Here is a 25116-nt window from a genome sequence, read left to right as displayed (position 1 = left end):
TTTTTTAATACCTTAAACCGCGCCAGCTCCGGCGGTCGTCAAGTCTGCCGGGGCCGATCCCATCCAAAAACATCGCATACCGCGCCGGGCGCGGTTTAAGTCCGAAACGCTGCCCTGCCGAAGAGACGCCACCATGAACTAAAGTGGACCCCGAAAATCGGACAGTAGTTTAAGCTGCCTCCTAACCGAAAGGGGCAATAGGAAAATGGGCGAAGCGAAGCGCAAGACGTACACGGCGGCCTTCAAGGCGAAGGTCGGCTTGGAGGCGATCCGCGGGGTCAAGACGGTCAACGAGATCGGGCAGGAGCACGGGGTGCATCCGGTCCAGGTTGGCCAGTGGAAGCGGGAGATCCAGGATCGGGCGGAGAGCCTGTTCGCGACCAAGCGTGGGCCGAAAAAAGTGGACGGGCCGGGGGATGCGGACCGGCTCTATGGCGAGATCGGGCGGCTGAAGGTCGAGTTGGATTGGCTGAAAAAAAAGTCCGGGGTGAGCCTGTGAGCGTGCGGCGGGCGTGGATCGAGCGGGCAGTAGGAAAAGGAGCCGGGGGCCTGGCGGTGAGCCGGCAGTGTGCGTTGGCGGGGGTAGCGCGCTCCTGGGTGTATGAAGCGCATGCCGAGGAGGCGGTGGATGCGCTGGACCTGCGGCTGTTGGAGCTGATCGACGCCCAGTACACCGCTCGGCCGTTCTATGGCAGTCGGCGGATGGTGGTGTACCTGAAGGGACAGGGGCATACCGTCAACCGCAAACATGTGCAGCGGCTCATGCGGGTGTTGGGGCTGGCGGGCATGGCGCCGGGGCCGGCCACCAGCAAGCCGCACCCCGAGCACAAGATCTACCCGTACCTGCTGCGCGGGCTGGCGATCAGGCGCCCCAACCAGGTGTGGAGCACCGACATCACCTACATTCGCCTGGAGCACGGGTTCGCCTACCTGGTGGCTGTTGTGGACTGGTACTCGCGTCGGGTGCTGTCCTGGCGGCTGTCCAATACCCTGGAGGCGGGGTTCTGCGTGGACTGCCTGGAAGACGCCCTGCGCACCCATGGCACGCCCGAGATATTCAACACCGACCAAGGCTCGCAGTTCACCGGCAAGCGCCTTCACGGGGGTGCTGCTGGACGCAGGGATCGCCATCAGCATGGACGGAAGGGGACGCGCGTTGGACAACATCTTCGTCGAGCGCCTGTGGCGCAGCGTGAAATACGAGGACATCTATCTCAAGGGCTACGCCACCGTGTCCGAGTTGCTGCTTGGGCTGACCGAGTATTTCGCCTTCTACAACGGCGAGCGGCCGCACCAAGGGTTGGGTAACCGCACGCCCGAGGCGGTGTACGGCTCGGGGGAAGGTGGCGGCGCCAGGATCGTGGACCGTTTCGGCTCGGCCGCGGGTTCGTCCCCGGCTGCGCTACGCTCCGCCGGGGACGAACCCGCGGCCGAGCCGGGCAGCGCCAAGGCGCTGCAATTGAGGCAACCAGCGCAGCTTAAACTCGGCAGAAAACTGTCCTGGACATGGGGTCCACTTTAAACACAGCAGTCGCCCACGACTCCGAGACCCCGACCAAGACTCACGAGCATACCCGCACGGGCATGTCGAAGGCGTCTCTGAAGCAGGCCTACATCGACAACCTCTTCTATGTTCAGGGGCGTTTCCGCGAGGTCGCCACCTCCCACGACCTCTATATGGCCGCTGCCTACACGGTGCGCGATCGCATGCTGGACCGCTGGGTAAAATCCGCTCAAATCTACAAGACCTCCCATGCACGCACCGTCTGTTATCTCTCGGCGGAGTATTTGCTCGGGCCGCATCTCGCCAACAACTTGGTGAATCTCGGGATTTCGGAGGTCGCCCGGGATGCGGGCGAGGAGTTGGACCTCGATTTCAAGGCCATTCTGGAGGAGGAGGAGGAGCCGGGTCTGGGCAACGGCGGGCTCGGTCGGCTCGCCGCCTGCTACATGGATTCGCTGGCGACGGTCCAGATCCCGGCGATCGGCTACGGGATTCGCTACGAGTTCGGGATCTTCGACCAGATCATTCAGGACGGCTGGCAGGTCGAGCGCAGCGACACCTGGCTGCGCAACGGCAACCCCTGGGAGATCCCGCGGCCCAAGATCAGCTTCCCGGTCATGTACGGCGGCCATACCGAGCACTATCGCGACCAGGCGCAACGCCCGCGGGTGCGCTGGGTTCCGGACATGGTCATCAGCGGTGTCGCCTACGACACCCCTGTACTCGGTTACGGGGTCGGCAACGTGAACCTGCTGAGGCTCTGGAAGGCGGAGGCGACCGAGTCGTTCGATTTCCAAACCTTCAATGTCGGGGACTACTATGGTGCGGTCCACGCCAAGATCGAGGCCGAGACCATCTCGAAGGTCCTTTATCCAAACGACGAGCCCGAGGCCGGCAAGGAGCTGCGTCTCAAGCAACAATATTTTTTCGTGTCCTGCTCGATCCAGGACATGATCCGGCTGCACCTGAACACCGTCGGCCCTCTGGAAACCTTCCACGAGAAGTTCGTCGCCCAGCTCAACGACACCCATCCTGCCATCGCCGTGGCCGAGCTGACGCGTCTGCTCATGGACGATCACGCCATGACTTGGGACGAGGCCTGGACCATCACGCGTGCGACCTTCTGCTACACCAACCATACCCTGCTGCCCGAAGCCTTGGAGACTTGGTCGGTCGGCCTCTTCGAGCGGTTGCTGCCGCGTCATCTGGAGATCATCTACGAGATCAACCGACGCTTTCTCGACGAGGTGCGCGTGCGTTATCTCGGCGACGAGGAGCGTGTCGCACGCATGTCGCTGATCGACGAGGCCGGCGGTCGACGGATCCGGATGGCCCACCTGGCGGTGGTCGGTAGCCGTGCCGTCAACGGGGTCGCCGCGCTGCATTCGGAGCTCATCAAGACCACCCTGCTCAAAGACTTCTACGAGATGGCGCCGGAGCGCTTTCACAACGTCACCAACGGTGTGACGCCGCGTCGCTTCATCGTGGTCAGCAACCCGCGTCTGGCAGACCTGATCACCGAGGTATGCGGACACGACCGCTGGATCCGCGATCTGGACTGTCTGCGCGACCTCGAGACGCACGCCGATGACCCCGGACTCCAAGCGCGTTGGCGCGAGGTCAAGACCGCCGCCAAGCGCGATCTGGCGGTCTGGCTCAAGCACCATGCCGGGGTGCTCCTCGATCCGCAGACCATGATGTTCGACATCCAGGCCAAGCGCCTGCACGAGTACAAGCGCCAGCATCTGAACGTCCTGCACATCATCCACGTCTATCAGCGCCTGAAGCAGAACCCGAATCTCGGCATGGTCCCGCGCGCCTTTATCTTCGGCGGCAAAGCGGCCCCCGGTTATTACATGGCCAAGCTGATGATCAAGCTCATCAACTCGGTCGCCGAGGTGATCAACAACGACCCGCAGGTCAATGGTTACATCCGCGTCGCCTTCATGCCCGACTTCAACGTCAAGAACGGGCAACGTCTTTATCCCGCCGCGGACCTCTCCGAGCAGATCTCGCTCGCCGGCAAGGAAGCGTCGGGGACCGGCAACATGAAGTTCTCGATGAACGGCGCGCTCACGGTCGGCACGCTCGACGGCGCCAATATCGAGATCCGCGAAGAGGTCGGAGCGGAGAACTTCTTCCTGTTCGGCATGACCGCCGAGGAGGTCCGCCGCAAGCAAGACGAGGGCTACCGGCCGTGGGACTATTACCACGGCGACCACGAGCTGAAGTCGGATCTCGACCTCATCGCCTCGGGGCTCTTCTCGCACGGCGACACCAACCTCTTCCGCCCCTTGACGGATCACCTGATCCATCGGGATCCCTTCATGGTGCTGGCCGACTATCGCGCCTATCTGGAATGCCAGGACAGGATCAGCGAGGTCTACGACCGGCCCGCAGAGTGGGACCGCATGTCGATCCTGAACGTCGCGCGGATGGGCCGGTTCTCCTCGGACCGGTCCGTCCGCGAGTACGCGGAGCGGATCTGGAACATCGTGCCGCAGCCTCTCGAAGCCTAATCGTTTTCGTTCGCACCGGGGCGCGTGACTCCCGATGCGAGGTTCAAACGACCGGCCACCCGCCCGAACCCGGCACGCTCGCGACGCCGCTCCGGCGATATCACGTGTATCCTCGGCGCTCTGCGCCACGTTCCGGCTTGGCCGGAGTGATGAGCGAGGCCGCTCCCGACATGGATGACTGCGACGAACCCCCATTCAATCGAAACAAAGAACGTTTTTAATATCAAGCTTTTCCGTATAGAGCGACCGGGCATTGGGAATGTCTATTTTCGCTATCGTTGATCCCGGACAACAGAAAGTCCGAAGAGTCGGGTTTGCCGATAGTAATGATCCGGACACCTCCGCATACTGATGCGAACACGCAAAGCCCAGATCCAAAGACGACGAGCAGAGATCATGGAGACGCTCAACAAGGTCGCCGACGTGCCGCACGGAATGCATCTCTGCGCAACAGAGGTCTCGCCGCGTCTCAGCCGGTCATCCCGATCGGCACCCTCGTACTCGGCGCCGTCTTGCTTGGATCGGGCTCGTTTCGACGACCTGGCCGCCGACATTCCGGCTCGGCGCAAGGCGTTCGATGCCAGACTGCCGAGCGGCGCAACCGGCGCCGCCCGAAGACAGGTCCGTAACGACCCCCGCTCCATCTCGACTCGCAGCCACTCCGGAACACACCGCAGCAACCCGATTCCCGAAACGACGGCACCCCGCGGGCAACTCTGCGGCTGCGCAGTAGGCTATCTCGAACGCCGCCCATAGCGGGCACATGATTCGCAAACCCAAGGATTCCAACCACCCACGAAGCAAGGAGGAAGGCGATGACCGCAACACCCAAGACACTCGTCGATATCACGGTCTTGATGGACGCACTCAACAACGAGCAGGAGCCCGACAACGCATCGAACGCCATCCTCTCTCTCGCTGCCAAGGGTCGTATTCAAGGCTATGTCTGCGCCGCAGCCATCGACCCGCTCCATACCGAGCTTGCACGCAACCGAGGAAGGACCCACGCGCGATCGGCGATTCAGCGCGTCTGCGACATCCTGGCGATCGCTCCGGTCGATGCCGGAGTGATCCAGGGTGCCATCGGTCTCGGCTGGAGGGATCTCGATGATGCCCTCACCTTCGAGAGCGCACGCCGGATCGGACTCGACTACCTCGTCACACTCAACGGTGCCGATTTCGACCATCCGGCACTCGCCGTTCATGCACCCGAGGAGTTTATCCAATCCTTCGAAGAACGACCTTGAGGTCGAAAGAGCTGCCGACCCGAAAAGGCCCAACCCGATCCGGATCCCGGCCATGTCCGTGACTCCGGCCATCATGGCACGTGGCGCGGAGCGCCACGGGGAATGCGTGACACCGCGCGGGGGTGTCACGAGTCCCTGAAGGTTTGGGCAGCCGGTCTACCGAACGCGGTCGGATCCCCGCAGCCGAGTAGCCTGACGGCCTTCAATCCGAGCAGTCGCTGACCGCCAACTCGCAGTCCGAGGAGCCGGTTTCGCAGAAATCCAAGCAGGTGAAGAGCCGCCCTTCAAAGGCGGCATCGACCGCGACATGCCCGGATTCGGTACGCACCTCGAATCCGGGCTGCATGACCGGTTGGTGTTGCACGAGTGCAAGTCGATCGGCCGGGTAAGAGACGTCCAAGACCACCTGCATGGGGTAGTAGCCGTCGAGAAAGCGGCGCATGTAGGGACCGTTGCGCAGCCGGTAACGCCCCTCGCCGAGAGCGAACAGAGCTCGGCTCTCGGCGCGGATACAGAGCGTCGCCTCGGGCGTGATATCCGTGAGCTGGACCGATGGACCCTCGACCCAGGCACGCCCGATCCCCTGCGCACTGACCACCTCCAAGCCGCGAATCCGCTCGGCGTTGAAGAGGATCTGCGCCGCGCGGACCGCGTCGAGATTCTCGTGACATTGGGTCAGCTCGATCCAGCCCTCGCGCAGACTCTCCGCGCCGATCCGGATCCGATTGACGTGCCGATGGGTCTCGGCGGCGCGCTCGGGTTCGACGAAGCGAAGCTCGCCGTCGCTGACCGCCGCAATACGGGCCTCGAGATCCATCTCGGGCCAGTCCTCTTCATCCGGGAACGCAGCTTCGGCGGGTGCAACTTCGGCGAGCGCGAATCCCCCCGCCAACGCCCCGAACAGAATCACGAAACAGCAGCTCGACAGCACGGACAAACGCGCAGGCTCGCGGATCCGTGATTCGGTTGCCGGGGTCGGGGTCGGGGTCATGGCTCGCAACATGCTCGCTCCTCATCGCACGGGGACATCGAAATAGGTGTCGGGATAGGGCTCGTCGACCAGGGTGTAATGCCACCACTCCTCGGAGAGGTTGCGAAAACCCTGCTCTTTCATGGAGGATTTCAGCAACAACCGATTCGCCATCGCCTCGCCCCTAATGTTCTGGTTCAATGTATGTGAGAGCGGACTGAAGCAATCGAAACCCGTGCCCATGTCGACACTGTTGTCCGCGAAACGCTCCGAGGCCGGGTTTTCGCACGAACGCCCGGGGGCGGCGGGATCGAACGCCGGTTGATCGGGCGTCGGCACGGGAACGATGGTCAGATCGACCGTACTGCCTCGCGAATGTCCGGAGCGTGCCGCGATATAACCGTCGTCGAACAGGCTGGCCTTCTCGACATTCGGATAAAATTCGACCTTCATGCGCTGGTCGTCGAGATCCGCGGCCCAGGCAACGAACCGGTCGACGGCGCGCTGCGGCCGATAGCAGTCGTAGATCTTCAGTGACAGGTTCAGCTCGCGCAGGGTCGCCTGCACCCCGGCCAAGGCCGCTGCCGCCCGGTGGGTCAAGAGACAGAGCGGCGCCTCGTAGCCCTCGATCGGGCGACCGACGAAGTTGTGCTCCGTGGCATAGCGGATATCGAGCACGACATCGGGAACCACATCGCGGATGTCGACCAAGTCGGCCTCGACGAGCAGCGACGACTCTGCAATCACCGAGCACGACATCCAAGCCCCGCATGTCGCCGGCAGCAAACCCTTGATCAAAAATTGAAAAATTACCCCGCGCATTCAGTCATCCTCCAGTAGAGCTTGTTTCGATCAGCGGGTACTCCGCGCGATGGCGCGGGGGCGAGGCAGGCCCCGCGAAGGGGCGTGCTCAGCGAGGATTCTCGACGGTGGACATGTCGCTGCGGCGCTGGCGCAGGCTTTTGAGGGCCCGCGCCAGCGCCGCGCTGTGGGCCTCGAGCCTTGACCAGCCTTGCTGCACCTCGGGGTGACCGGCCACCGGGTCGGCCTCGTTGACCAGGGTCGCGGACGAGCGCGCCCTCAGCGCCTGCACGATGCCGAGCAGCGCGGCCCCTTCCTGATGCAAGGCGTGATGGTGACCCTCCACCGCACCGAGCTCCGCCATCGTGCCGTAGCGGCGTTGCGTGCCGGGCTTGGCCAGCCAGACACCGAAGTGGCAGGCCTGTGCGCCGGGCGGCGGCTCGGCCTCGGCCTCGGCGAGGTATTGGCGCATGGCCTTCATCCAAGCATGATGCTCCACCTCGGCCAACAGCAGGGGCACGTCACCGGGCTCCAGCGGGGTGATGTGCAGCCAGCTCGGCGGAACCTGCCACTGGGCCAGCCACGCCGGCACCTCGGCTGCGGGCATGGGCCGTGCGATGGCGTAGCCTTGGGCCAGATCGCAGCCAAGCTCAAGCAGCATCCGGCCTTGGCGTTCGGTCTCCACCCCCTCCGCCAGGGTTTGGCGGTCGAAGCTGTGCGCCAGCCCCAGCACGCTGTTGACGATGCTGGCGTGCTCGCTGTCGTCGAGCATGCCGCGCACGAAGCTCTGGTCGATCTTGATGGTCTGGGCCGCGAGCTGCTTGAGAAAGGTCAGCGAGGAAAAGCCGGTGCCGAAGTCGTCGAGCGAACAGGTCACCCCCATGCGCTGTACCTGTGCGATCAGCGCCGCCTCCCCGGCCATGTTGTCGAGCGCGCTGGTTTCCAGAATCTCCAGGTCGAGTTGCTCCGGGGCCACACCGGACTGCGCCGCGAGCTGGCGTGCCAGCCGGGGTACAAAGTCGGGGTCGGCGAGCTGCATGGCGTCCACATTCACGCCCACGCAGGTGCAGAGGCCCCGGGCGTTCCAGGCCGCCAGTTGGGACAGAGCCGTTTCGATGACCCAGTCGCCCAGCGTGACGGCCAGGGGGTGTTTCTCCAGCAACGGGATGAACTGGCCGGGAGGCACCAGCCCGCGCTGCGGGTGCTGCCAGCGGATCAGTGCCTCGAAGCCGGCAACCTCGCCCGTGGCCAGCCACACCTTGGGCTGGTAATACAGACGCATCTCGCCCGCGGTGAGGCCCTGGCGCACCTCCTCGATGCGCATGAAGCGCTCGCGCGTGGACTCGTCCTTGAGCGGGTCGAACAGGTGATAGCGGTTCTTGCCGGTGAGCTTGGCCAGGTACATCGCCTGGTCGGACTGGCGCAGCAGTTGCTCGGCCTCCATACACTCGGACGCCTGCGGAAACTCTGCCACCCCGATGCTGGCGGTCAACTGTAGTCTGTCACCTTCGAGCTCCAGCGGCTCGGCCACCGCCTGCAGCATGCGCCGCACCGGCACCGCCAGGGCGTCGGGATCGCCGAGCGGGGTCAGGATCACCGCAAACTCGTCGCCGCCGATTCGGGCGAGGTACTGCCGGTCGCGCATCGACCGAGCCAGGCGTCGACCGATCTCCACGATGATCTGGTTGCCCCGCTCGCGGCCGAGCCGGGCATTGACGGCGGCAAAGCCGTCCATGTCGATGTAGGCCACCGCCAGCCGCGTCTGCAGCGTGCTGCAGCCGGCCATGCAGACGCGCAGCAGTTCCAGGAACTTTGCCCGATTGGGTAGACCGGTGAGCACGTCATAGTGGGTGATGAACTCGACCTGAGCCTGGTGCGCCTTGGCCTCGGAGATATCCTGCACCGTGCCCCAAGCGATGTGCGCCCGGCCGTCGGGACCGGCGTCGAGCTCGGCACGTTCGCGCACCCAGGTGGCAGCCGCCGGGGGCGTGATCCGGTGCTCCACCTCGTAGGAGCGGCCCTTCAGCGCTTCCGCCCATTCCCGCGCCACCCGGTCGCGGTCGTCGAGGTGCACCTTGGACAGAAAGGCTTCCAAGGTCATCGGGGTGCCTTCGGGCACGCCGAAGAGTCGGTAGGTTTCGGGCGACCAGCTCAGGGCCCGGGTGCGCAAGTCGAGCGTCCAGCTCCCGATGTGGGCCACCTGCTGGGCCCGCAGCAGGTCGGCGGTGCGCTCCCGCACCAGTCGCTCCAGCTCGGCGTGCTGCCGGGCCCGGGCACGGCGCATCGCGTGCAGCGCCAAGTGGGTCTCGACGCGCGCCAGCACCTCGGATTCCTGGAAGGGCTTGGTCAGGTAATCGACTCCGCCCTCGGCAAAGGCGCGCACCTTGCTGTCGGTTTCGGTCAGGGCGCTGATGAAGATCACCGGCACGTCGGCCACCCCCGGGATGGCCTTGAGACGGCGGCAGAGCTCGTAGCCGTCCATCTCCGGCATCATGATGTCGAGCAGGATCAGATCGGGCGCTTGGGCGGCGGCGGCTTTGAGCGCGAGCGCACCCCTCGGAAACAACCGCGCTTGGTGGCCTTGCCGGCGCAGCAGTGTGTCGAGCAGCTTGAGGTTGGCGGGCGTGTCGTCCACCACCATGACGTTGGCGGGGATGGGCATGGATGTGTTCATAAGGTGCTGTCGTCACCGGCATCGGCCAGCAGGGCGTGGAGGGTGTCGTACTCGAAATCATCGGCCAGTCGGCACAGCCCCTGAACCAGGTCCGGAGTCTCGGTCATGGCGTCGAGCAGGCGGTAGAAGGCGTGCATGTCGCCCTGTGTCAGTGCCCCCTGAAGGCGCGCCCGCTGGGCCGGGGACAACCGGGCCTGTAGCTGATCGCGCGCAAGGGCGCACGTGGGGGCGCGGATGAGCGCGGGGGCCGACGCGGGTGCGGGTCCTGCCGAAGAGGTCGACACCGCGCTCGGCAGCGCCAGGAGCTGCCAGAGGGTTTGCAACAGGAGCGCGCGCTCGACCGGCTTGCTCAGGTAGGCATCGACGCCGCAGTCCAGGATGGCCTGCCGGTCTTCTTCGAGCGCACTGGCGGTGACGGCCACCACGGGGGTGTGCCGGCTGACGGACTTGAGACGGCGGGTCGCCTCGTAGCCATCCATGACCGGCATGCGCATGTCCATCAGCACCAAGTCCGCGGGCCGCTGCCCGAACTGCGCCAGGGCCTCGGCGCCGTCGCCGGCCTCGGTGACGTCGAATCCGGCCGGACCGAGCACGTCCGCAAGCAGGCGGCGGTTGTCGGGCATGTCGTCCACCACCAGCAGGCGCGGTGCCGTGCTGCCGGGGGGCAACTGCCAGCCGGCGGCGTCCGCTTGTGTTTCGGCCTGTGCCGCCGAGGCCGGGGCGCTGGCGGGGGCAACGGCAGCCAGAAGCGAAAGCAGCTGCCCTCGACAGGCTCGCCGTCCACCTCGATGTCGCCGCCCATGAGGCGCAGCAGCTTCTGGCTGATGCTCAGCCCCAGCCCGGTGCCGCCGCCCGACTTGCGCCCGGCCTCGGCCTGCTGGAAGGGCCGGAACAACTGCGCCAGCTCGCTCGGCGTGATACCCGGACCGGTGTCCTGCACGGCGAACCACAGCACGGTGGCATCGGCCGGGCCGCCGTTCTGCCCGGCCCCGGTGACGTCCCCGGCGTCGGGCCGGCCCGGGCCGGCGCACAGCGTGACCGTGCCCACGTGGGTGAACTTCACCGCGTTGCCCAGCAGGTTGATGAGCACCTGGCGCAACTTGCCCTCGTCGCCGTGGACCATCACGGGAAGGTGCGGGTGGCGCTCCAGTTGGAGGTGTAGGCCCTTGGCCCGGGCGCGCAGGGCAAACATCTTTGCCAGGTCGCCCAGCAGGGCGTGCAGGTTGAAGTCCAGCGGGTTGATGGGCAGGCAATCGGCCTCGATCTTGGAAAGGTCAAGAATGTCGTTGATCAGGCCAAGCAGGTGCTCGCCGCTGCGTGCGATGGTGTCGATCTGCTCGAGCTGGCGCGGGGCCAGGGTCGGGTCGTGCGCCAGGATCTGGGAAAACCCGATGACGGCGTTGAGCGGGGTGCGGATCTCGTGGCTCATGTTGGCCAGGAAGGCGCTCTTGGCACGGTTGGCGGCCTCGGCGTCTTCCTTGGCCTGCGCCAGCTCAGCCGTACGGGCATCGACCAGCTCGCTGAGGTGATGGCGGTGCTGCTCCAGCTCCGCCCGCGCCCGCTTGCGTTCGGTGATGTCCTGAAAGGTGCCGGTGAGCACGTCGCCTGCGTCGGTGCTCACCCGTCCGATGCAGCGCAGCTCGGCCCAGAGCTCGCCGCCGCCGCGGGTCCGTATGCGGCTCTCGTGTACAAAGGGACGGCCGTCACGCCAGGCCGCCCGCAACAGCGCGGTGATGACGGGTAGCTCATCGGGTGCGTAATACACCAGCCCTTCGTCCAACGTAGGGGGATGGTCCAGCGGATGTTCCACCAGGTGGAACAGCTCCTCGGTCCATTTGAGGTAGCCCGTCTCGGGGTTGGTTTTCCAGCCTCCCACCCGGGCCATTCGCTGCGTTTGGCGCATGAACAGCATGGCCTCTTCGAGGCTGGCGCGAAGCTGTCGTGCAGCGGTGATGTCGTGGCCGATGCCCAGCACGCCGATCGGGCGACCATCATCGTGGTGGATGGGCACCTTGGTGGTTTCCAGCAGCACGCGCCGGCCGCTGTCGGCCATGGTCACCCATTCCTCGTTGACGGTGGGCCGATTCGCCGCCATCGCAACCTTGTCGTGATCCCGGAAAAAGTCGGCCAGGTCGGCCGGGACGAAGTCGTAGTCAGTCTTGCCGAGAATCTCGGCCTCGGGGGCACCAAAGAAGCCTTCGAAGGCGGAGTTGCACAGTAGGTACAGTCCGTGTTCGTCCTTGAGCCACACGAGGTCGGGCAGGGTGTTGACCAATGTGCGCAGCCTGGCCTCGCTGCTGCGCAGGGCCCGGGTGGCCTCGACGATGCGGGTCACGTCGCTGAAGACCGCCAGCATGGTGGGCACGCCGTCGAGCTGCAGCGTCACGCGCTGGATATCGGCCAGAAAGGTCGTGCCGTCTCGACGCAGCACCGGGATGTTGTGGGCGGTGTCGAGGGAGCCATCGGCCAGCCGCTTGAACTCGGCCGCCACCCGGAGCCGCTGGTCCTCGGGGTGAATGTGGGCGGGGGTGAGCCCCAACAATTCCTCGCGGGAATACCCCAGCATCCGGCAGAAGCGGTCGTTGACCATCGTGAAGCGTTGGGTGGCAATCTCCGCGGCCACCAGACCGGAAGGGAGCTGGTCGATGATGGTCCTGAGCCGTTGCTCCGCCGCGGCCAGCGCCTGCTGCTGGGCCTTGCGTTCCGAGATGTCGCGGAACACACCCACGTGGTACGCGCGGCCCTGCAATGTGTAGCGCCGGCCGCTGCTGATCTCCACCGGGATGTCGCGCCCGTCGGCGTGGCGGATCAGGGTTTCGTGCAGGAGCACGCCCTGGCGGCCGGACTCCAAGCGCTGCTGGAAGTCCTGCGGTTCGATGTCAAGCACCTGCGGCGGATGCAGTTGCGTGAAATGCAGGCCCACCAGCGCGTCCACGGGGCGGCCGAACAGCGCGGCGGCCCGGGCGTTGGCGTTGACCAAGGTGCCGGTGGCGTCGTCGGCCACCACCACGGCGTCGGGCATCGACTCGAACAGCACCGCAAAGCGCTCCTGGCTGTCCGCGCGATCCTGCTCGGTGCCTTGGCGTATCAGGGTGGAGGTGACCAGGCTGGCCATGAGCTTCAGCCAGTTGATGTCGGCCTCGCTCCAGTCACGTGGGGCGCACACGGCGTCGAGGGTCATGAAACCGAGCAACTTACCGAGGCCCATCAGGGGCAGCGAACAGACCGACCGAGTGCCGGCCAGCTGCAACAGGCGCGCGGGTTCCGACGCCTCGGGGGGCATGCGGTCGGTGCGGTCGATGCGGATGCAACCCGTTGTCCGGAGCTGCTCGATCCACCAGTCGGTCTGAGGGCCGACCGACAGGTCCGCCCCCTCGGGGCCGAGTGGGACCACGCCGTCACGGCACCAGGCATGGGAACATGCCCAACCCTGTCCGTCGGCGATCGCCAGGAAGATCAACGCCCGGTCCACACCAAGCGCCTCGCCGCTTCGCGCCAGCAAGCGGTGCAGCGTCGCGTCGATCTGCTGATCAGGGGTGGCCAGCAGCTCTGCGGCCAGTTGGGTGGCGAGTTGCTGGTGCTCGTGCGCCTGCTCGACGCGGCCCAGGCGGCGCTCCAGCATGTGCCGCGCGTGGCGCTCGTGCATGAAGCTCAGGGCCTGGGTCGTGAGCCTTTGGTACAAGTCCAGCACGGTCTGCACCAGCACACCGGCTGGGCCTCGCATGCTCTGCGCAGCGTGGGCCAGGGCCTGGTCCGGCGGCAGGCCTTGCAGCGCCGCCTCGGCCGCGAAGGCCATCTGCCGGTCGCTTTCCAGAATGTGCAGCGCCAGCCAGCGGCAGAGATAGGCCATCAGCCCTTCGAGCACGTCCTGGAAGGGGCGCTCGCCGCTACGCAGCTCGGCGACCTGACGAACGAAGTCGTCATGGCGTTGCCGGTGGTCATCCAGATGGGCCCCTAGCCCCAGCCGCTCGGCCCAGATCGCCTCCTCGGTGCTGAAGTGGTGTTCGGCGTAGTGGCCCAGCTCGTCAAGGATTGCCAGCGTCTCCGCCTCCGTCGCCCCCTGCACGTCGCAGCGTGCGATGCGGTTGAGCAGCGACACGAGGGTCCGGTGCTGCTCGTCGATCACGGAGATGCCGGTCACGAGCTCGTCGCTCCAGGGGAAGATCTCGAAGTGGCGGTCGTGCGCGTCGGTCATCGGGATACCGCAGTCTTGAGGGGCAACCGGTTCACTCCCGGCGGGCTGTTCACCGAATTCTCCACCCGCAGCGCGGCGATCAACACAGCGTTGCGTCCAACGGGCGTTCCGGCCTGCTCCAACTTAGGACATCGATTCGAGGCAAGCCGGACCAGACGACCCGGCATTCGCCCACTATACTGCCCGAACATGCCCGAACCTCATCCGGTCACCGGCCTATGCCCCGTGCAACCTTGCTGCGACAACGCCTGCTGCTGCTCTTCCTGGCCGGGATGCTACTGCTGTTCTCGCCGCTGGTCATGCAGTTCGAGAGGCTCGGCCGCTGGCTCGGGGCGCCTGTCCTGTTGATGTATCTCTTCATAACCTGGGCCGCGTTGATCGCCGTCGCGGCCTGGATCGTGTCGCGCATACGCGATTGATCCGCGCGAGCACCGTCGCAGTGATCAATGGCCCGCTGATTATCGGGATCTCCTTCGCCTACCTGGGACTCCTCTTCGCGGTCGCCTACTGGGCCGATCGGCGTGCCGAGCAGGGCCGTTCGGTCATCGCGCGCCCGACGATCTATGCCCTCTCGCTCGCCGTCTATTGCACCGCCTGGACCTTCTACGGCAGCGTCGGGCGCGCCACCGAGAATGGGCTGGGATTCCTGCCCATCTATTTGGGCCCCACCCTGATGGTGCTCCTGTGGGGCTCGCTCCTGCTCAAGATGGTGCGGGTCAGCAAGGCCGAGCGCATTACCTCCATCGCCGATTTCATCGCCTCGCGTTACGGCAAGAGTCAGGTCCTCGGAGGCTTGGTGACCGTCATCGCCGTGATCGGCGTGGTGCCCTATATCGCGCTGCAGCTCAAGGCGATCGCCTGGAGCTTCACGATCCTGTCGCATTATCCGGAGGTGCGGATGCCGGTGCACGGCGACGGACCCTTTTGGGGCGATACCGCCTTCGTGGTCGCGCTGCTGCTTGCCGCCTTCACCATCCTGTTCGGCACCCGTCATCTGGATGCGAGCGAGCGCCATGAAGGACTCGTCGCGGCCATCGCCTTCGAATCCATCGTCAAGCTCGTCGCCTTTCTCGCGATGGGACTCTTCATTACCTTCGGCCTCCTCGGCCTGGGCGGGCCGGCGTTGCCGCCGATCGAGAACAGCCCGCTGCTGCTTCCGTTGCTCGAGCCGAGCATCTCGCCCTTCGCCGACTGGTTCGCCATCTCCTTGCTGGCCGGTCTGGCCGTCATTCTGCTGCCGCGCCAGTTCCAGGTTGCGGTCGTGGAGAATAGCGACGAGCGCCATCTGCGCCGCGCGATTTGGCTGTTTCCGCTCTATCTACTGCTCATCAACCTCTTCGTGGTGCCGATCGCCATCGCGGGGCTCCTGACCTTCCCCGACGGGACGGTCAACGCCGATACCTTCATGCTGACCCTGCCGATCGCCTTCGAGCAACCCTGGCTCGCGCTCCTGGTCTATATCGGCGGGCTCTCGGCGGCGACCGGGATGGTCATCGTCGAGACCATCGCACTCTCGACCATGGTCAGCAACGACCTGGTCCTGCCGGCACTGCTGCGCCGCTGGCGTCGCCGACCTCCGGCAGCCGACCTCGGGCGGCTGCTGCTCACCATCCGGCGCGGGGCCATCGTCGTCATCCTGCTGCTCGGTTTCCTCTACTACTGGCTTGCCGGCGAGGCCTACGCCTTGGTCGGCATCGGTCTGATCAGCTTCGTCGCCGTCGCACAGTTCGCACCCGCCGTGATCGGGGGGCTCTATTGGCGAGGCGGGACGCGCGAGGGCGCGCTCGCCGGCTTGTCGGCCGGCTTCCTGGTCTGGATCTATACACTGCTGCTGCCCTCATTCGCCAAGTCCGGTTGGCTCCCACGCGCCTTCATGGAATCGGGCCTCGGCGGATTCGATCTCCTGGCCCCGATGGCGCTGTTCGGCCTCACCGGCTGGAACGAGATCACGCACGGTCTCTTCTGGAGCCTAACCGCCAATATCGGCGCCTTTCTCTTCGTCTCCTCCCTGCGCGCACCCAATGTCGCGGAGGCCACCCAGGCCGGGATCTTCGTCGATGCCTCGCGGCGCACCGCGCTGGCGAGCGCGCCGCTGTGGCGCGGGAGTGCGGAGATTACGGAGCTGATGAGACTGGCCGAGCGCTTCCTCGGATCGGCGCGTACCCGCGCGGCCTTCACACAATACGCGCACTTGCGCGGCGTGGACTCGCCCGAAGCACTTCCGGCCGATGCGGAGACGGTCTACTTCGCCGAGACGCTGCTCTCGGGGGCGATCGGCGGCGCCTCGGCCCGGGTGATGGTCGCGTCGGTCACCGACGAGGAGCCGCTCGGGCTCGACGAGGTCCTGAACATCCTCGACGAGGCGTCGCAGATCCGCGCCTACAGCCGCCAGCTCGAACAGAAGTCGCAGGCATTGGAGGCCGCGACCGAAGAATTGCGCGCGGCCAACATCCGGCTCCAGGATCTGGACCGCATGAAGGACGATTTCATCTCCTCGGTCACCCACGAGCTGCGCACCCCGCTCGCCTCCATTCGGGCCTTCTCCGAGATCCTCTTCGACGACCCCGACATCGACTTCGAGCAGCGACGCCGCTTCCTCGGCATCCTGGTCAGCGAGACCGAGCGGCTCTCGCGCCTGGTCAATCAGGTGCTCGATCTGGCCAAGATCGAGTCCGGCCACGCCGATTGGCGCACCGAGGTGGTGGAGCTTCAGACCGTCATCCGCCAAGCCGTGTCGGCCACCGAGCAATATGTCGAGGAGCGCGGCTGCCGCGTCCATCTCGAGCTGCCCGGCGAGTCGGCCATGGTCTGGGGCGACCGCGACCGCATCGTGCAGGTCCTGGTCAACCTGCTCTCGAACGCCGCCAAGTTCGCCCCGACCGGATCGGGCGAGGTCTGGATCCGACTCTCGCCCGCCGACGCGGTCTGGCGGGTCTGTGTCGAGGACAACGGCTACGGCATCCCCGAGAGCGACCTGGAGCTGGTCTTCGAGAAGTTTCATCAGACCGCCCGCGGCGGCGCCAAACCCGGCGGGACCGGTCTGGGTTTGCCCATCAGCCGTCGCATCATCGACAATCTAGGCGGTCGCATCTGGGCGGAAGGCGCGCCCGGAAAAGGTGCTACCCTTTGCTTCGAGCTGCCCGCCCATCCGGGGAACCCAACGGACCGAAGGCCTGACCATGAGTCTGACCATGAATAAGCGGATCCTGATCGTCGACGACGAGCCCAACATCGTCATCTCGCTCGAGTTTTTGATGATGCGCGAGGGACACGAGGTGCGCGTGGCGCGCGACGGCGAGGCCGGCCTGGCCGCCGTGCGAACCCATCGCCCGGACCTGGTGGTGCTCGATGTCATGATGCCCAAGCTCGACGGCTTCGCCGTGCTCGAAGCGGTGCGCGCCGATCCCGGGCTGGCCGGTACGCGGATCCTGATGCTGACCGCGAAGGGGCGCGAGGCGGAGCAGAACAAGGGCCTCGCCCTCGGTGCCGACGCCTACATGTCCAAACCCTTCTCGACCCGTGACCTGGTCGACAAGGTCAAGGAACTGCTCGAACGCACCTGACGAGGACGGAGCAACCGCATGTCCGAGACCGATCACCCGGTGAACGACGCGTCAGATCTCGTGGCCGTCGGTGGAACCGACCAGGGCCTGCTGCGCAGCTTGGCGCGGCGACAACCGTTGATCGTCGGCCCGGCGACCAGCCTGCGCGAGACCCTCTATCATTTCAGCCAGGATCACCTGGACGCCGCCGTCGTCTGCGATCCCGCGAGCGGCCTGCCCTTGGGGCTGATCCGGCTGCGCGACATGCTGCATGTCATCGGCTTCGAGGGCGGCGGGCTCGACGATCCGGTCGCCGTTCACATGATCGGCGCTCCACTCACGCTCACTGCGGATGCGCCCGCGCACCGTGCACGGGTCATGATGGCCAAGCGCGGTGCCGAGCATCTGCTCCTGACCGAGCATGACGGGCGTCTCTTCGGTCTGGTCAACCAAACCGACCTGCTCGGCCTGCGCGCCGGCGGGGCGGAGGTCCTGATCGCCGCCATCAAGGCCGCTCGCGACGTCGAGGCCATGGCGCTCGCCGCCGATCGGGTGCGGCGGCGCGGCGCGGAGCTGTTCCACTCCGGGATGGGCGTGGAGACACTCTGTTACTGGATGTCCGGGCTCAACGACCTGATCGCCATGCGGGTCATCGAGCTGATCGAAGACGAGTTCGATCTCCCCGCCGTGTCCTGGTGCTGGATGGCCTTCGGCTCGGAGGGGCGTCTTGAGCAGACCTTCTCGACCGATCAGGACAACGGACTGCTCTTCCTGCCACCGGACCCGGACAGCACCGAGCCGGTCCGTCAGGCCTTCCTGCCGTTCGCCCGAGCGGTCAACCAGGCGCTGCATTTCTGCGGCTTCGAGCGCTGCCGCGGCAACATCATGGCCGGCAACCCCGAGTGGTGTCTGAGCGCGGACGAGTGGCGCAAGCACTTCAAGACCTGGCTGCGCGAGCCCGAGCCCGAGGCCCTGCTCAACGCCGTCATCTTCTTCGATTTCCGCCCGCTCTACGGCAGCGACGAGCCGGTCGACCGTCTGCGCGACTGGCTGAGTCGAACCGCGCCCGAGCAGACGCGCTTCTTCCACTGTCTCGCCGAGCAGGCGCTCGGCGTCGCCCCGCCGCTCGGCTGGGCCGGGCAATTCGCCTTCGATCGCAACCGCGACTTCCCGCACACCATCGATCTGAAGACCCAAGGCGCACGCTTCTTCATGGACGCCGGCCGACTCTGGGCACTCAAGCACGGCATCTGGGCGACCAGCACCGCCGAGCGTCTGCGCCTCGCCGGTGCGGCAAAACGACGCGACCCGGAGGAGATCGCCGCCGAGATCGAATCCTTCCACCTGATCCAGCGCTTCCGCATCCACCAACAACTCACGACCAAGGACCCGGAGGCGGTCAACCGTGTCGACCCCGACGACCTCAACGAGCTGCACCGATTGATGTTGAAAGAGGCGTTCAAGCAGGCCAAGAAGCTACAGGCACGGGTGAAACAGGAATTCGCCCTGTAGCGAGAGCGTCCAGCGGCATCATGGGCTCCTGACCCACTGTAACCCTGTACGCCTGGCAACTTCCTCGGCGAGGAACTGGAAATCGCTGTAGCACTGTAGAACATTCGTCTGATGGGCGCCGATCGCACCATCCGCAGGCTTGAGCAGAAACATCGGCTTGCGGGCATCCAGCGCCAATGGCATCAGGCTTCGAAAATGCTTGATGCGGGTTATCTGATCAACCCCGAGCGCTGCTGCGCTCAGTGCGATTGTTGCGGCTTCCTTGAGCACGGACTCACGATAAACCTCGGAGATACGTGCGCGCCCCCGTTCGTAAGCCGTGGTCGATTTTTCGAGACGCTCGGCATGTTGCATCAAAACGTAGCCGATCGGCGTCATCTCCCCAAGGGGCAGAGGCACACCTTCGGGAGGTGATCGAACAGAGGACCGACTCCAGGTCTCACGCCATTGACGCAGCACGGGCCCGAGATTTCTCAACCCTTGCAGCGATAGCAGGTCCGGCGCGACCGGCACGACGACATGGCTGGCGGCGATGAGAGCCGCGCGATTGATCGCCCCGAGGTTGGGACCGACATCGATCAGCACGACGTCCGCTTCGAAGCTCCGTGCCGCCCGATCGATCAAGCGCCAAAAGGCGGATGTCACGCGGAATGCGCGCTCCCTCCCCTCCAAACACCTCGGCCACTCGGTAGACAAATCATCTTCGAGACGTGCCAGCGCAAGGTCGCCGACCAGCAACGCAACGCGTTCCGTTATCGGCTCCAGGTGCGCATCGCGGATATCCCCGGTTCCGCCGAAAAGCGGTTGGACGGCACCGTAAATGGTCTCTGGATGCTCATCATCCGACCACAGCCCCTCCAACCGCTCCTCCTCGAGCGCCATGACGGTCAGATTCGCCTGGGGATCGAGATCGGCTGCCAAGACCCGACAACCCAGCTCGCCATACATTCGAGCCGAGTGGTAGACGAGCGAGGTCTGACCTATGCCACCCTTGTTGTTGAAGAAGGCGATGGTAATCACCTACCCCCCCCCTGCACGATGGCCGCGACGAAACCAGGCTGCACCTCGAAATGCAGCCGCTCGCCAAGCAAACGGCGGGCAATGCTGATACCGGCGCCGAACCGCTGGACATAACCGAGCGCCCGCAGGGCCTCCGCCAGATTCGGATTGCGATAGTCGGTCACGCCGGGCATTCCGAAATTCTCGGGTGGATGGTGGCGGACGGGACAGCTTGCACGTCGAAGGGGCGATCGCGGTGCCGACGGCGCTCATTGAGGATGCGCTCGTCCTGAGCGCTGGCCAATCCGCGCCGCGGCCCCCAGCGCACATGGACCCGACCCCGGCAACGCACCGGCGGGGTATCGCAAGGCCAAACCGTGATCACCGCAAGTGCTTTTCCCTGCAGGTGTCGCTTCTCGACCAGCAGCGTAGGAGGGGGCGCGATGTTGCCGTCGGTCTTGATGTCCGCCAGCTGGCGAAGCAACTCGTCCGTGATATCCAGACCGACCGGCGTACCGTCATCGCGCGCGCCGATGAACACAACGCCCGGCGTGCCATGCCCGGCCAAGTCGTTCGCAAAGGCGCAGACTGCCTCACGTACGGTATCCGGCGCTTTGCCCTTGAGCGACTCTTTGCGCTCGACCCGATCCGATTCGAGATCGGCCAGCATCGCTTCGAGCGCATCGTCAGCATGAGGTTTCATGGCTTAAACCCGCCTAAACCGCGCCCGGCACGGTATGCGATGTTTTGGATGGGATCGGCCTCGGCAGACTTGACGACCGCTGGAGCCGACGCGGCCAAGCCAATCCAACACACTACGCACATCGCACCGGGCGCGGTTTAATTGCTCAAGTTCCATTTCGATTGCGGCAAGACATCGTCGATCCTGTTGACGTCCATACTACAGGACTCGGAATACTCACGAATGCCGCATGAAAACGACAACGATGAGCAGGAGGAGGGTCTCGGTAATCTCGACGAGCGCACCGGCGGTGTCCCCGGTAAACCCGTTGATCCGGCGCATCATGGTTCGGCGAGATAGCCCGAAGACCAGAAGGGTCACGGCGCACAGCGCGAGCCCGATCCAGCCGGCGATCATGATACAGGCCATCCCCGCGATCAGGGTTGCCGCCCAAGCCGCGCGACGCGGCAGTTGCGCCATCTGCTCGGAGGCCATCCCACGGTCACGGGCATAGGGTGTGGTCAGCATCAGGAGCGGCAATTGCGCCCGTGCGAGCAGCGGAATCAGGAGCAAGATCCAGGCGGAGCCGCTCTCGATCAGGGCCTGGAGCCCGGCCCATTTCGCAATCAAAACGAGCCCGATCGCGGTCACCGCAGCGGGTCCGCAACGCGGGTCCTTCATGATCTCCAGGGTCCGCTCGCGGCTCGCGATCCCGCCGACCCAGGCGTCCGCGCTGTCGGCCAGACCGTCCAGGTGCAACGCCCCGGTGGACCAGACCCAGAGGATCAGGACCAAGGCCGCCGCGACACCCGGATCCACGGACGCGAGCGCGGTCCCGGCCAAGGCCATCAACGCGCCCAACAGCCCACCGATCGCGGGATACCACGGCACCGACACGCCCGAGAGTCGCGGCTCGAAGGGGCTCGGCTCGGGAAACGGCAGACGCGTCAGGAGACGTCCGGCAAGCCAGAGCGGACGCAGGTCCACTCAGGGCGGCCCGTGGCGCATGAGACTGGGTCGCCCGGGAGCCTCCGGCACGCGCAAGCTGGATAGACAGGCCGGGGGACCTCGATCAGGAGCGATGCCTCGGGCGGCATCCGCAGCACCTCGGCGAGGACGACCCGGATCACGCCGCCGTGGGTGACGGCTAGGGTGAAGGGCCCGCCCGCGTCGCACACCTGACCCCAAGCCGCTATGACCCGCTCGCGAAAGACCTCGAACGGCTCGCCACCGGGCGGCGCGTAGCCGACCGGATCATCCCAAAAGCGGGTCAGCTCCTCGGCCGGAATCTGATGCGCGGCCAGTCCTTCCCAAGCACCGAAGCCGCGCTCGCGCAGACCGGGCAGGATCGCCAGGGGGAGTTTGTGGCTCTCGGCGATGCGCTGCGCGAACGCGCTGCAACGCCGCGACGGCGAGGAGACGACCCGCGTCCAATCCGGATTCACGGCGGTCGCACGCGTCATCTGATCCCAGCCTTCGGCGCTCAGCGGGTCGTCGTGTCCGCCCCGAAAGCGCGCGCCGCCTTGCGCCTCGCCGTGACGCAGCAGATCCACGAAGCGATCCTGCATCAGGCCTCGCTCACCCCGGCCTCGCCGAATGTCGCCATCTGCTGGTGCAGCGTACAGGCCAGCCGCAACAGGGGCACGGCGACGGCGGCACCGCTGGCTTCACCGAGTCGCAGGCCCAGATCGAGCAGCGGATCGGCATCCAGCGCGGCCATGATGCGCCGATGTCCCGGTTCCGCGGAGCCGTGCGAGAACAACAGCCAATCGCGCACCTCGGGTTGCAGGCGCACGGCGGCGAGCGCCGATGCGCTCACGATGAAGCCGTCGACCAGCACCGGGAGTCCGCGCTGGGCGGCCGTGATGAAGGCACCGACCATCGCGGCAAGCTCGAAACCGGAGAGGCGACCCAGCAGCTCCAGCGGTGTTCGATCTGAGGTGACATGCCGCGCAAGGGCCTTGGTGATGACTTCGGCCTTGCGCGCGACGCCCGTTTGATCCAGCCCGGTACCGGGGCCGACGAGCGCGCCCGCAGGCAGATCCAGCAGCGCACAGGCCAGGGCCGTGGCCGGGGTGGTGTTGGCGATGCCCATCTCGCCGCAGATCAGCAACCGCGCGCCGCTGTCCACCGCGCGCTCGGCCGCGGCCCGGCCCGCGTTCATGGCGGCGGCGAGCTGCTCGTCGGTCATGGCCGGCTCGCGTGCGATGTTGCCGGTTCCCGGGCCGACGCGCTCGGAGCGCACGTTCTGGATCGCCCCCGGATCCTCGACCGTCCCGAGATCCGTGATCTCCATGCGCGCATCCAGTGCACGGGCGAGCACCGAGATCGCGGCACCGCCACCGGCGATGTTGCGCACCATCTGGTTGGTCACGGCCTGCGGGAAGGCCGAGACGCCCTCGGCCGCAACCCCGTGATCGGCCGCGAAAAGCAGGATCTGTACCGGATCGGGCGACGGTGTGGGGGTGCCCTGCAATCCGGCGAGCCGGATCGCGAGCTCTTCGAGTCGGCCCAGCGAGCCGCGCGGTTTGGTGAGCTGATCCTGCCGGCGCCGCGCCGCATCGGCGGCCATGGCATCGATCGGCAGACAGGGTTGGCTGATCCAGCGTAGACCTTCAATCATGCCGCTTCTCCTTTGAGCACGAGGGGCAGACCGGCGACGGTCAGGATGACCTGCTCGCAGCGCGCGGCCAGATCCTGGTGCAGCAGGCCGGCCAGGTCGCAGAACCGACGCGAGAGCGCGCCGAGCGGGACCACGCCCATGCTCGTCTCGTTGCCGACCATGATGAGGCGCCCCGGCGCCCGTGAAACGACATCGAGCAGTGCCCGGGTCTGATCGTGCAGACCCGATTCATCCGTTTTCATAAGCCAATTCGTCAACCAGAGTGTGAGACAGTCGACCAGGATGCAGCGATCGGGCGCACATTCGCGCGCCAGCACCTCGGCCAACAAGAGCGGTTCTTCAATAAGACCCCAGTCGCGCGGGCGCCGTTCGCGATGCCCGGCAATCCGCCGGGTCATCTCGGCATCCCCCGCCCGGGCGGTCGCCACATAGACGACCGGCAGTGCGCTTTCATGGGCCAGACGCTCGGCCAGGCGGCTCTTGCCCGAGCGCACCCCGCCGAGGATCAGGCTGCGTCCGCCCCCGTCGGAGCGGGGACGGCGCGGATCATCCATGCTCAGAGCTCGACCCCTTTCTGCGCCATGATACCGGCATCGAAGGCATGCTTGAGCGGGCGCATCTCGGTGACCGTGTCGGCGATCTCGATCAGCTCCGCGGGCGCCGCACGGCCGGTGACGACCGCATGCTGATGGATGGGACGGTTCTGCAGGGCATCGAGAACCGCATCGAGCGGGACCAAGCGGAGCTTGAGCGCGATGTTGAGCTCGTCCATCACCACCATGCCGAAGGCCGGATCGGCAAGGAAGGCAGCCGCTTTGTCCCAGGCCGCCATCGCCGCGCGCCGATCCACCTCGGCGTCCTGCGTCTCCCAGGTAAAGCCCTCGCCCATCACGTGATACTCGAGCTCCGGGAAGCGCCGGAAGAAGGCCTCCTCCCCGGTCGCAAAGCTCCCCTTGATGAACTGGATCACGGCGACCTTCATGCCGTGGCCCATCGCACGGGCGACCATCCCGAAGGCCGAGGAGCTCTTGCCCTTGCCGTTGCCGGTGTTCACGACCAGGACACCGCAGTCCTGGTCGGCCCGGGCGATGCGGGCATCCACCAGCTCCTTCTGGCGCTGCATGCGCCGGCGATGACGCTCCTGTGCGCTGTCGTCGGTCATTGCGGACGCGCGCGCTCGGAGCGAGCACCGGGCAGGGCGCGTGCGAGTGTCAGATGAACGACCGCCGCCAGGCTGACATAGACCATCAGATGCAGCAGGGTCGCGGGCATGTAGGTCGCGAAGCGTCCGAGCAGCTCGAGCGTGCTCAGGTCGGCAAAGCGACCGGAGAGGAGATAGAAGCCGCCGCTGGCGAAGACCTCGGACAGGACACCGCCGACGAGCAGCGCGCCGAAGAGCAAGGGCAGGCTGTCCTTGGCCAACTCGAGCCGACCGGCGGACCAGCGCCCCATCCCCCAGACCACGCCATAGGCCGGAACCAACATCCAGTAGGCCGGGGTCATGCAGTAGCCGCTCACACCGCCCCAGCCGATAGCGGTCAGATCGATGACGGTCGCCAAACCGAACAGGGCCGGAAAGCCCCAAATCGAGCGCAGGTACAAACCAGCCAAGAAGAAGACGGCCAACGAGGCGTCCGGCAGATGGTGGGCCAGCGGGGCGAACTGTTGGCCGCGGGTCGCCGCCATGAGCGCGGCCAAGGCAAGGCCGATCAGGATACGGCTACGGGAGTCGGTGATGGGGGTCATGAGGTCGAGTCTCCTGGTCGTGTCGCCGGGGCGACAATGGGGTGTTGCTCAAGTCCCGTGCGGCCATTGTAGGGGGTCGCACGGGGTGTCGGAAGCGGTTGG

General features: G+C 65.9%; 20 protein-coding genes and 1 pseudogene. 7 read left to right on the top strand and 14 right to left on the bottom strand.

Annotated features, from left to right (window positions below; translation table 11 throughout):
- Positions 1-205: 205 nt before the first annotated feature.
- From KFB96_RS22745 to KFB96_RS22735, 3 genes and pseudogenes are all read left to right on the top strand, one after another.
- Positions 206-1372, top strand: a pseudogene (locus KFB96_RS22745) (IS3 family transposase); the annotation flags it as partial.
- 212 nt (positions 1373-1584) lie between these two features.
- Complete coding sequence (locus KFB96_RS22740; RefSeq protein ID WP_213501562.1) at positions 1585-4023, top strand: glycogen/starch/alpha-glucan phosphorylase; 2439 nt, start codon at positions 1585-1587, stop codon at positions 4021-4023.
- A gap of 815 nt (positions 4024-4838) precedes the next feature.
- Positions 4839-5270 (top strand): PIN domain-containing protein, encoded by a 432-nt coding sequence (locus KFB96_RS22735; RefSeq protein ID WP_213456529.1) that lies wholly within the window; start codon positions 4839-4841, stop codon positions 5268-5270.
- A 202-nt stretch (positions 5271-5472) separates the two neighbouring features.
- On the opposite strand, the gene KFB96_RS22730 is transcribed toward KFB96_RS22735, so the two are convergent.
- The 5 genes from KFB96_RS22730 to KFB96_RS22715 form a co-directional block, all read right to left on the bottom strand.
- A complete protein-coding gene (locus KFB96_RS22730; protein WP_213456531.1) occupies positions 5473-6273 on the bottom strand; it encodes an alpha/beta hydrolase in 801 nt (266 codons plus the stop codon).
- A gap of 9 nt (positions 6274-6282) precedes the next feature.
- Positions 6283-7062 (bottom strand): M15 family metallopeptidase, encoded by a 780-nt coding sequence (locus KFB96_RS22725; RefSeq protein ID WP_300970805.1) that lies wholly within the window; start codon positions 7060-7062, stop codon positions 6283-6285.
- Positions 7063-7150: 88 nt separating this feature from the next.
- Complete coding sequence (locus KFB96_RS22720; RefSeq protein ID WP_213456533.1) at positions 7151-9715, bottom strand: EAL domain-containing protein; 2565 nt, start codon at positions 9713-9715, stop codon at positions 7151-7153.
- Complete coding sequence (locus KFB96_RS27170) at positions 9712-10308, bottom strand: response regulator (protein ID WP_300971746.1); 597 nt, start codon at positions 10306-10308, stop codon at positions 9712-9714. The genes KFB96_RS22720 and KFB96_RS27170 overlap by 4 nt, the downstream gene beginning before the upstream one ends.
- Positions 10215-13910 carry a PAS domain S-box protein gene (locus KFB96_RS22715; protein ID WP_213501560.1) on the bottom strand — a complete coding sequence of 1232 codons (3696 nt, stop codon included), beginning with the start codon at positions 13908-13910 and terminating at the stop codon, positions 10215-10217. The genes KFB96_RS27170 and KFB96_RS22715 overlap by 94 nt, the downstream gene beginning before the upstream one ends.
- 218 nt (positions 13911-14128) lie before the next feature.
- On the opposite strand from KFB96_RS22715, the gene KFB96_RS22710 reads away from it, so the two are divergent.
- The 4 genes from KFB96_RS22710 to KFB96_RS22695 are packed head-to-tail and all read left to right on the top strand — an operon-like array spanning position 14129 to position 18964.
- Positions 14129-14329, top strand: coding sequence for a hypothetical protein (locus KFB96_RS22710; protein ID WP_213456537.1), 201 nt, complete (start codon positions 14129-14131; stop codon positions 14327-14329).
- A 20-nt stretch (positions 14330-14349) separates the two neighbouring features.
- Entirely contained in the window at positions 14350-17109 is a 2760-nt protein-coding gene (locus KFB96_RS22705) for a sensor histidine kinase (RefSeq protein WP_213456539.1), read from the top strand.
- A complete protein-coding gene (locus KFB96_RS22700) occupies positions 17102-17473 on the top strand; it encodes a response regulator (RefSeq protein ID WP_213456541.1) in 372 nt (123 codons plus the stop codon). The genes KFB96_RS22705 and KFB96_RS22700 overlap by 8 nt, the downstream gene beginning before the upstream one ends.
- Positions 17474-17491: 18 nt before the next feature.
- Positions 17492-18964 (top strand): DUF294 nucleotidyltransferase-like domain-containing protein, encoded by a 1473-nt coding sequence (locus KFB96_RS22695; RefSeq protein ID WP_213456543.1) that lies wholly within the window; start codon positions 17492-17494, stop codon positions 18962-18964.
- 18 nt (positions 18965-18982) lie between these two features.
- On the opposite strand, the gene KFB96_RS22690 is transcribed toward KFB96_RS22695, so the two are convergent.
- From KFB96_RS22690 to KFB96_RS22650, 9 genes are all read right to left on the bottom strand, one after another.
- Positions 18983-19984: a ParA family protein gene (locus KFB96_RS22690; RefSeq protein ID WP_213456545.1), complete on the bottom strand. Its 1002-nt coding sequence runs from the start codon at positions 19982-19984 to the stop codon at positions 18983-18985.
- Entirely contained in the window at positions 19981-20157 is a 177-nt protein-coding gene (locus KFB96_RS22685; protein WP_213456546.1) for a hypothetical protein, read from the bottom strand. The genes KFB96_RS22690 and KFB96_RS22685 overlap by 4 nt, the downstream gene beginning before the upstream one ends.
- The gene (locus KFB96_RS22680; protein WP_213456548.1) at positions 20145-20666 is read right to left on the bottom strand and encodes a helix-turn-helix domain-containing protein; all 522 of its coding nucleotides are present in this window, start codon (positions 20664-20666) and stop codon (positions 20145-20147) included. Before KFB96_RS22680 ends, KFB96_RS22685 begins: the two co-directional genes overlap by 13 nt.
- A gap of 216 nt (positions 20667-20882) precedes the next feature.
- The gene (locus KFB96_RS22675; RefSeq protein WP_213456550.1) at positions 20883-21632 is read right to left on the bottom strand and encodes an adenosylcobinamide-GDP ribazoletransferase; all 750 of its coding nucleotides are present in this window, start codon (positions 21630-21632) and stop codon (positions 20883-20885) included.
- Positions 21593-22213 carry a histidine phosphatase family protein gene (locus tag KFB96_RS22670; protein WP_300970799.1) on the bottom strand — a complete coding sequence of 207 codons (621 nt, stop codon included), beginning with the start codon at positions 22211-22213 and terminating at the stop codon, positions 21593-21595. Before KFB96_RS22670 ends, KFB96_RS22675 begins: the two co-directional genes overlap by 40 nt.
- Complete coding sequence (cobT, locus tag KFB96_RS22665; RefSeq protein ID WP_213456554.1) at positions 22213-23268, bottom strand: nicotinate-nucleotide--dimethylbenzimidazole phosphoribosyltransferase; 1056 nt, start codon at positions 23266-23268, stop codon at positions 22213-22215. Before cobT ends, KFB96_RS22670 begins: the two co-directional genes overlap by 1 nt.
- Complete coding sequence (cobU, locus tag KFB96_RS22660; protein ID WP_213456556.1) at positions 23265-23822, bottom strand: bifunctional adenosylcobinamide kinase/adenosylcobinamide-phosphate guanylyltransferase; 558 nt, start codon at positions 23820-23822, stop codon at positions 23265-23267. The genes cobT and cobU overlap by 4 nt, the downstream gene beginning before the upstream one ends.
- A 2-nt stretch (positions 23823-23824) precedes the next feature.
- On the bottom strand, positions 23825-24430 hold the full coding sequence (gene cobO, locus KFB96_RS22655; RefSeq protein WP_213456558.1) for a cob(I)yrinic acid a,c-diamide adenosyltransferase: 606 nt from the start codon (positions 24428-24430) through the stop codon (positions 23825-23827).
- A complete protein-coding gene (locus tag KFB96_RS22650) occupies positions 24427-25014 on the bottom strand; it encodes a hypothetical protein (protein WP_213456560.1) in 588 nt (195 codons plus the stop codon). The genes cobO and KFB96_RS22650 overlap by 4 nt, the downstream gene beginning before the upstream one ends.
- Positions 25015-25116 lie beyond the last annotated feature (102 nt).

It is taken from the genome of Thiocapsa sp., assembly GCF_018399035.1.
GTDB lineage: Bacteria > Pseudomonadota > Gammaproteobacteria > Chromatiales > Chromatiaceae > Thiocapsa.
This window is presented reverse-complemented; position numbering and strand designations above follow the sequence as displayed.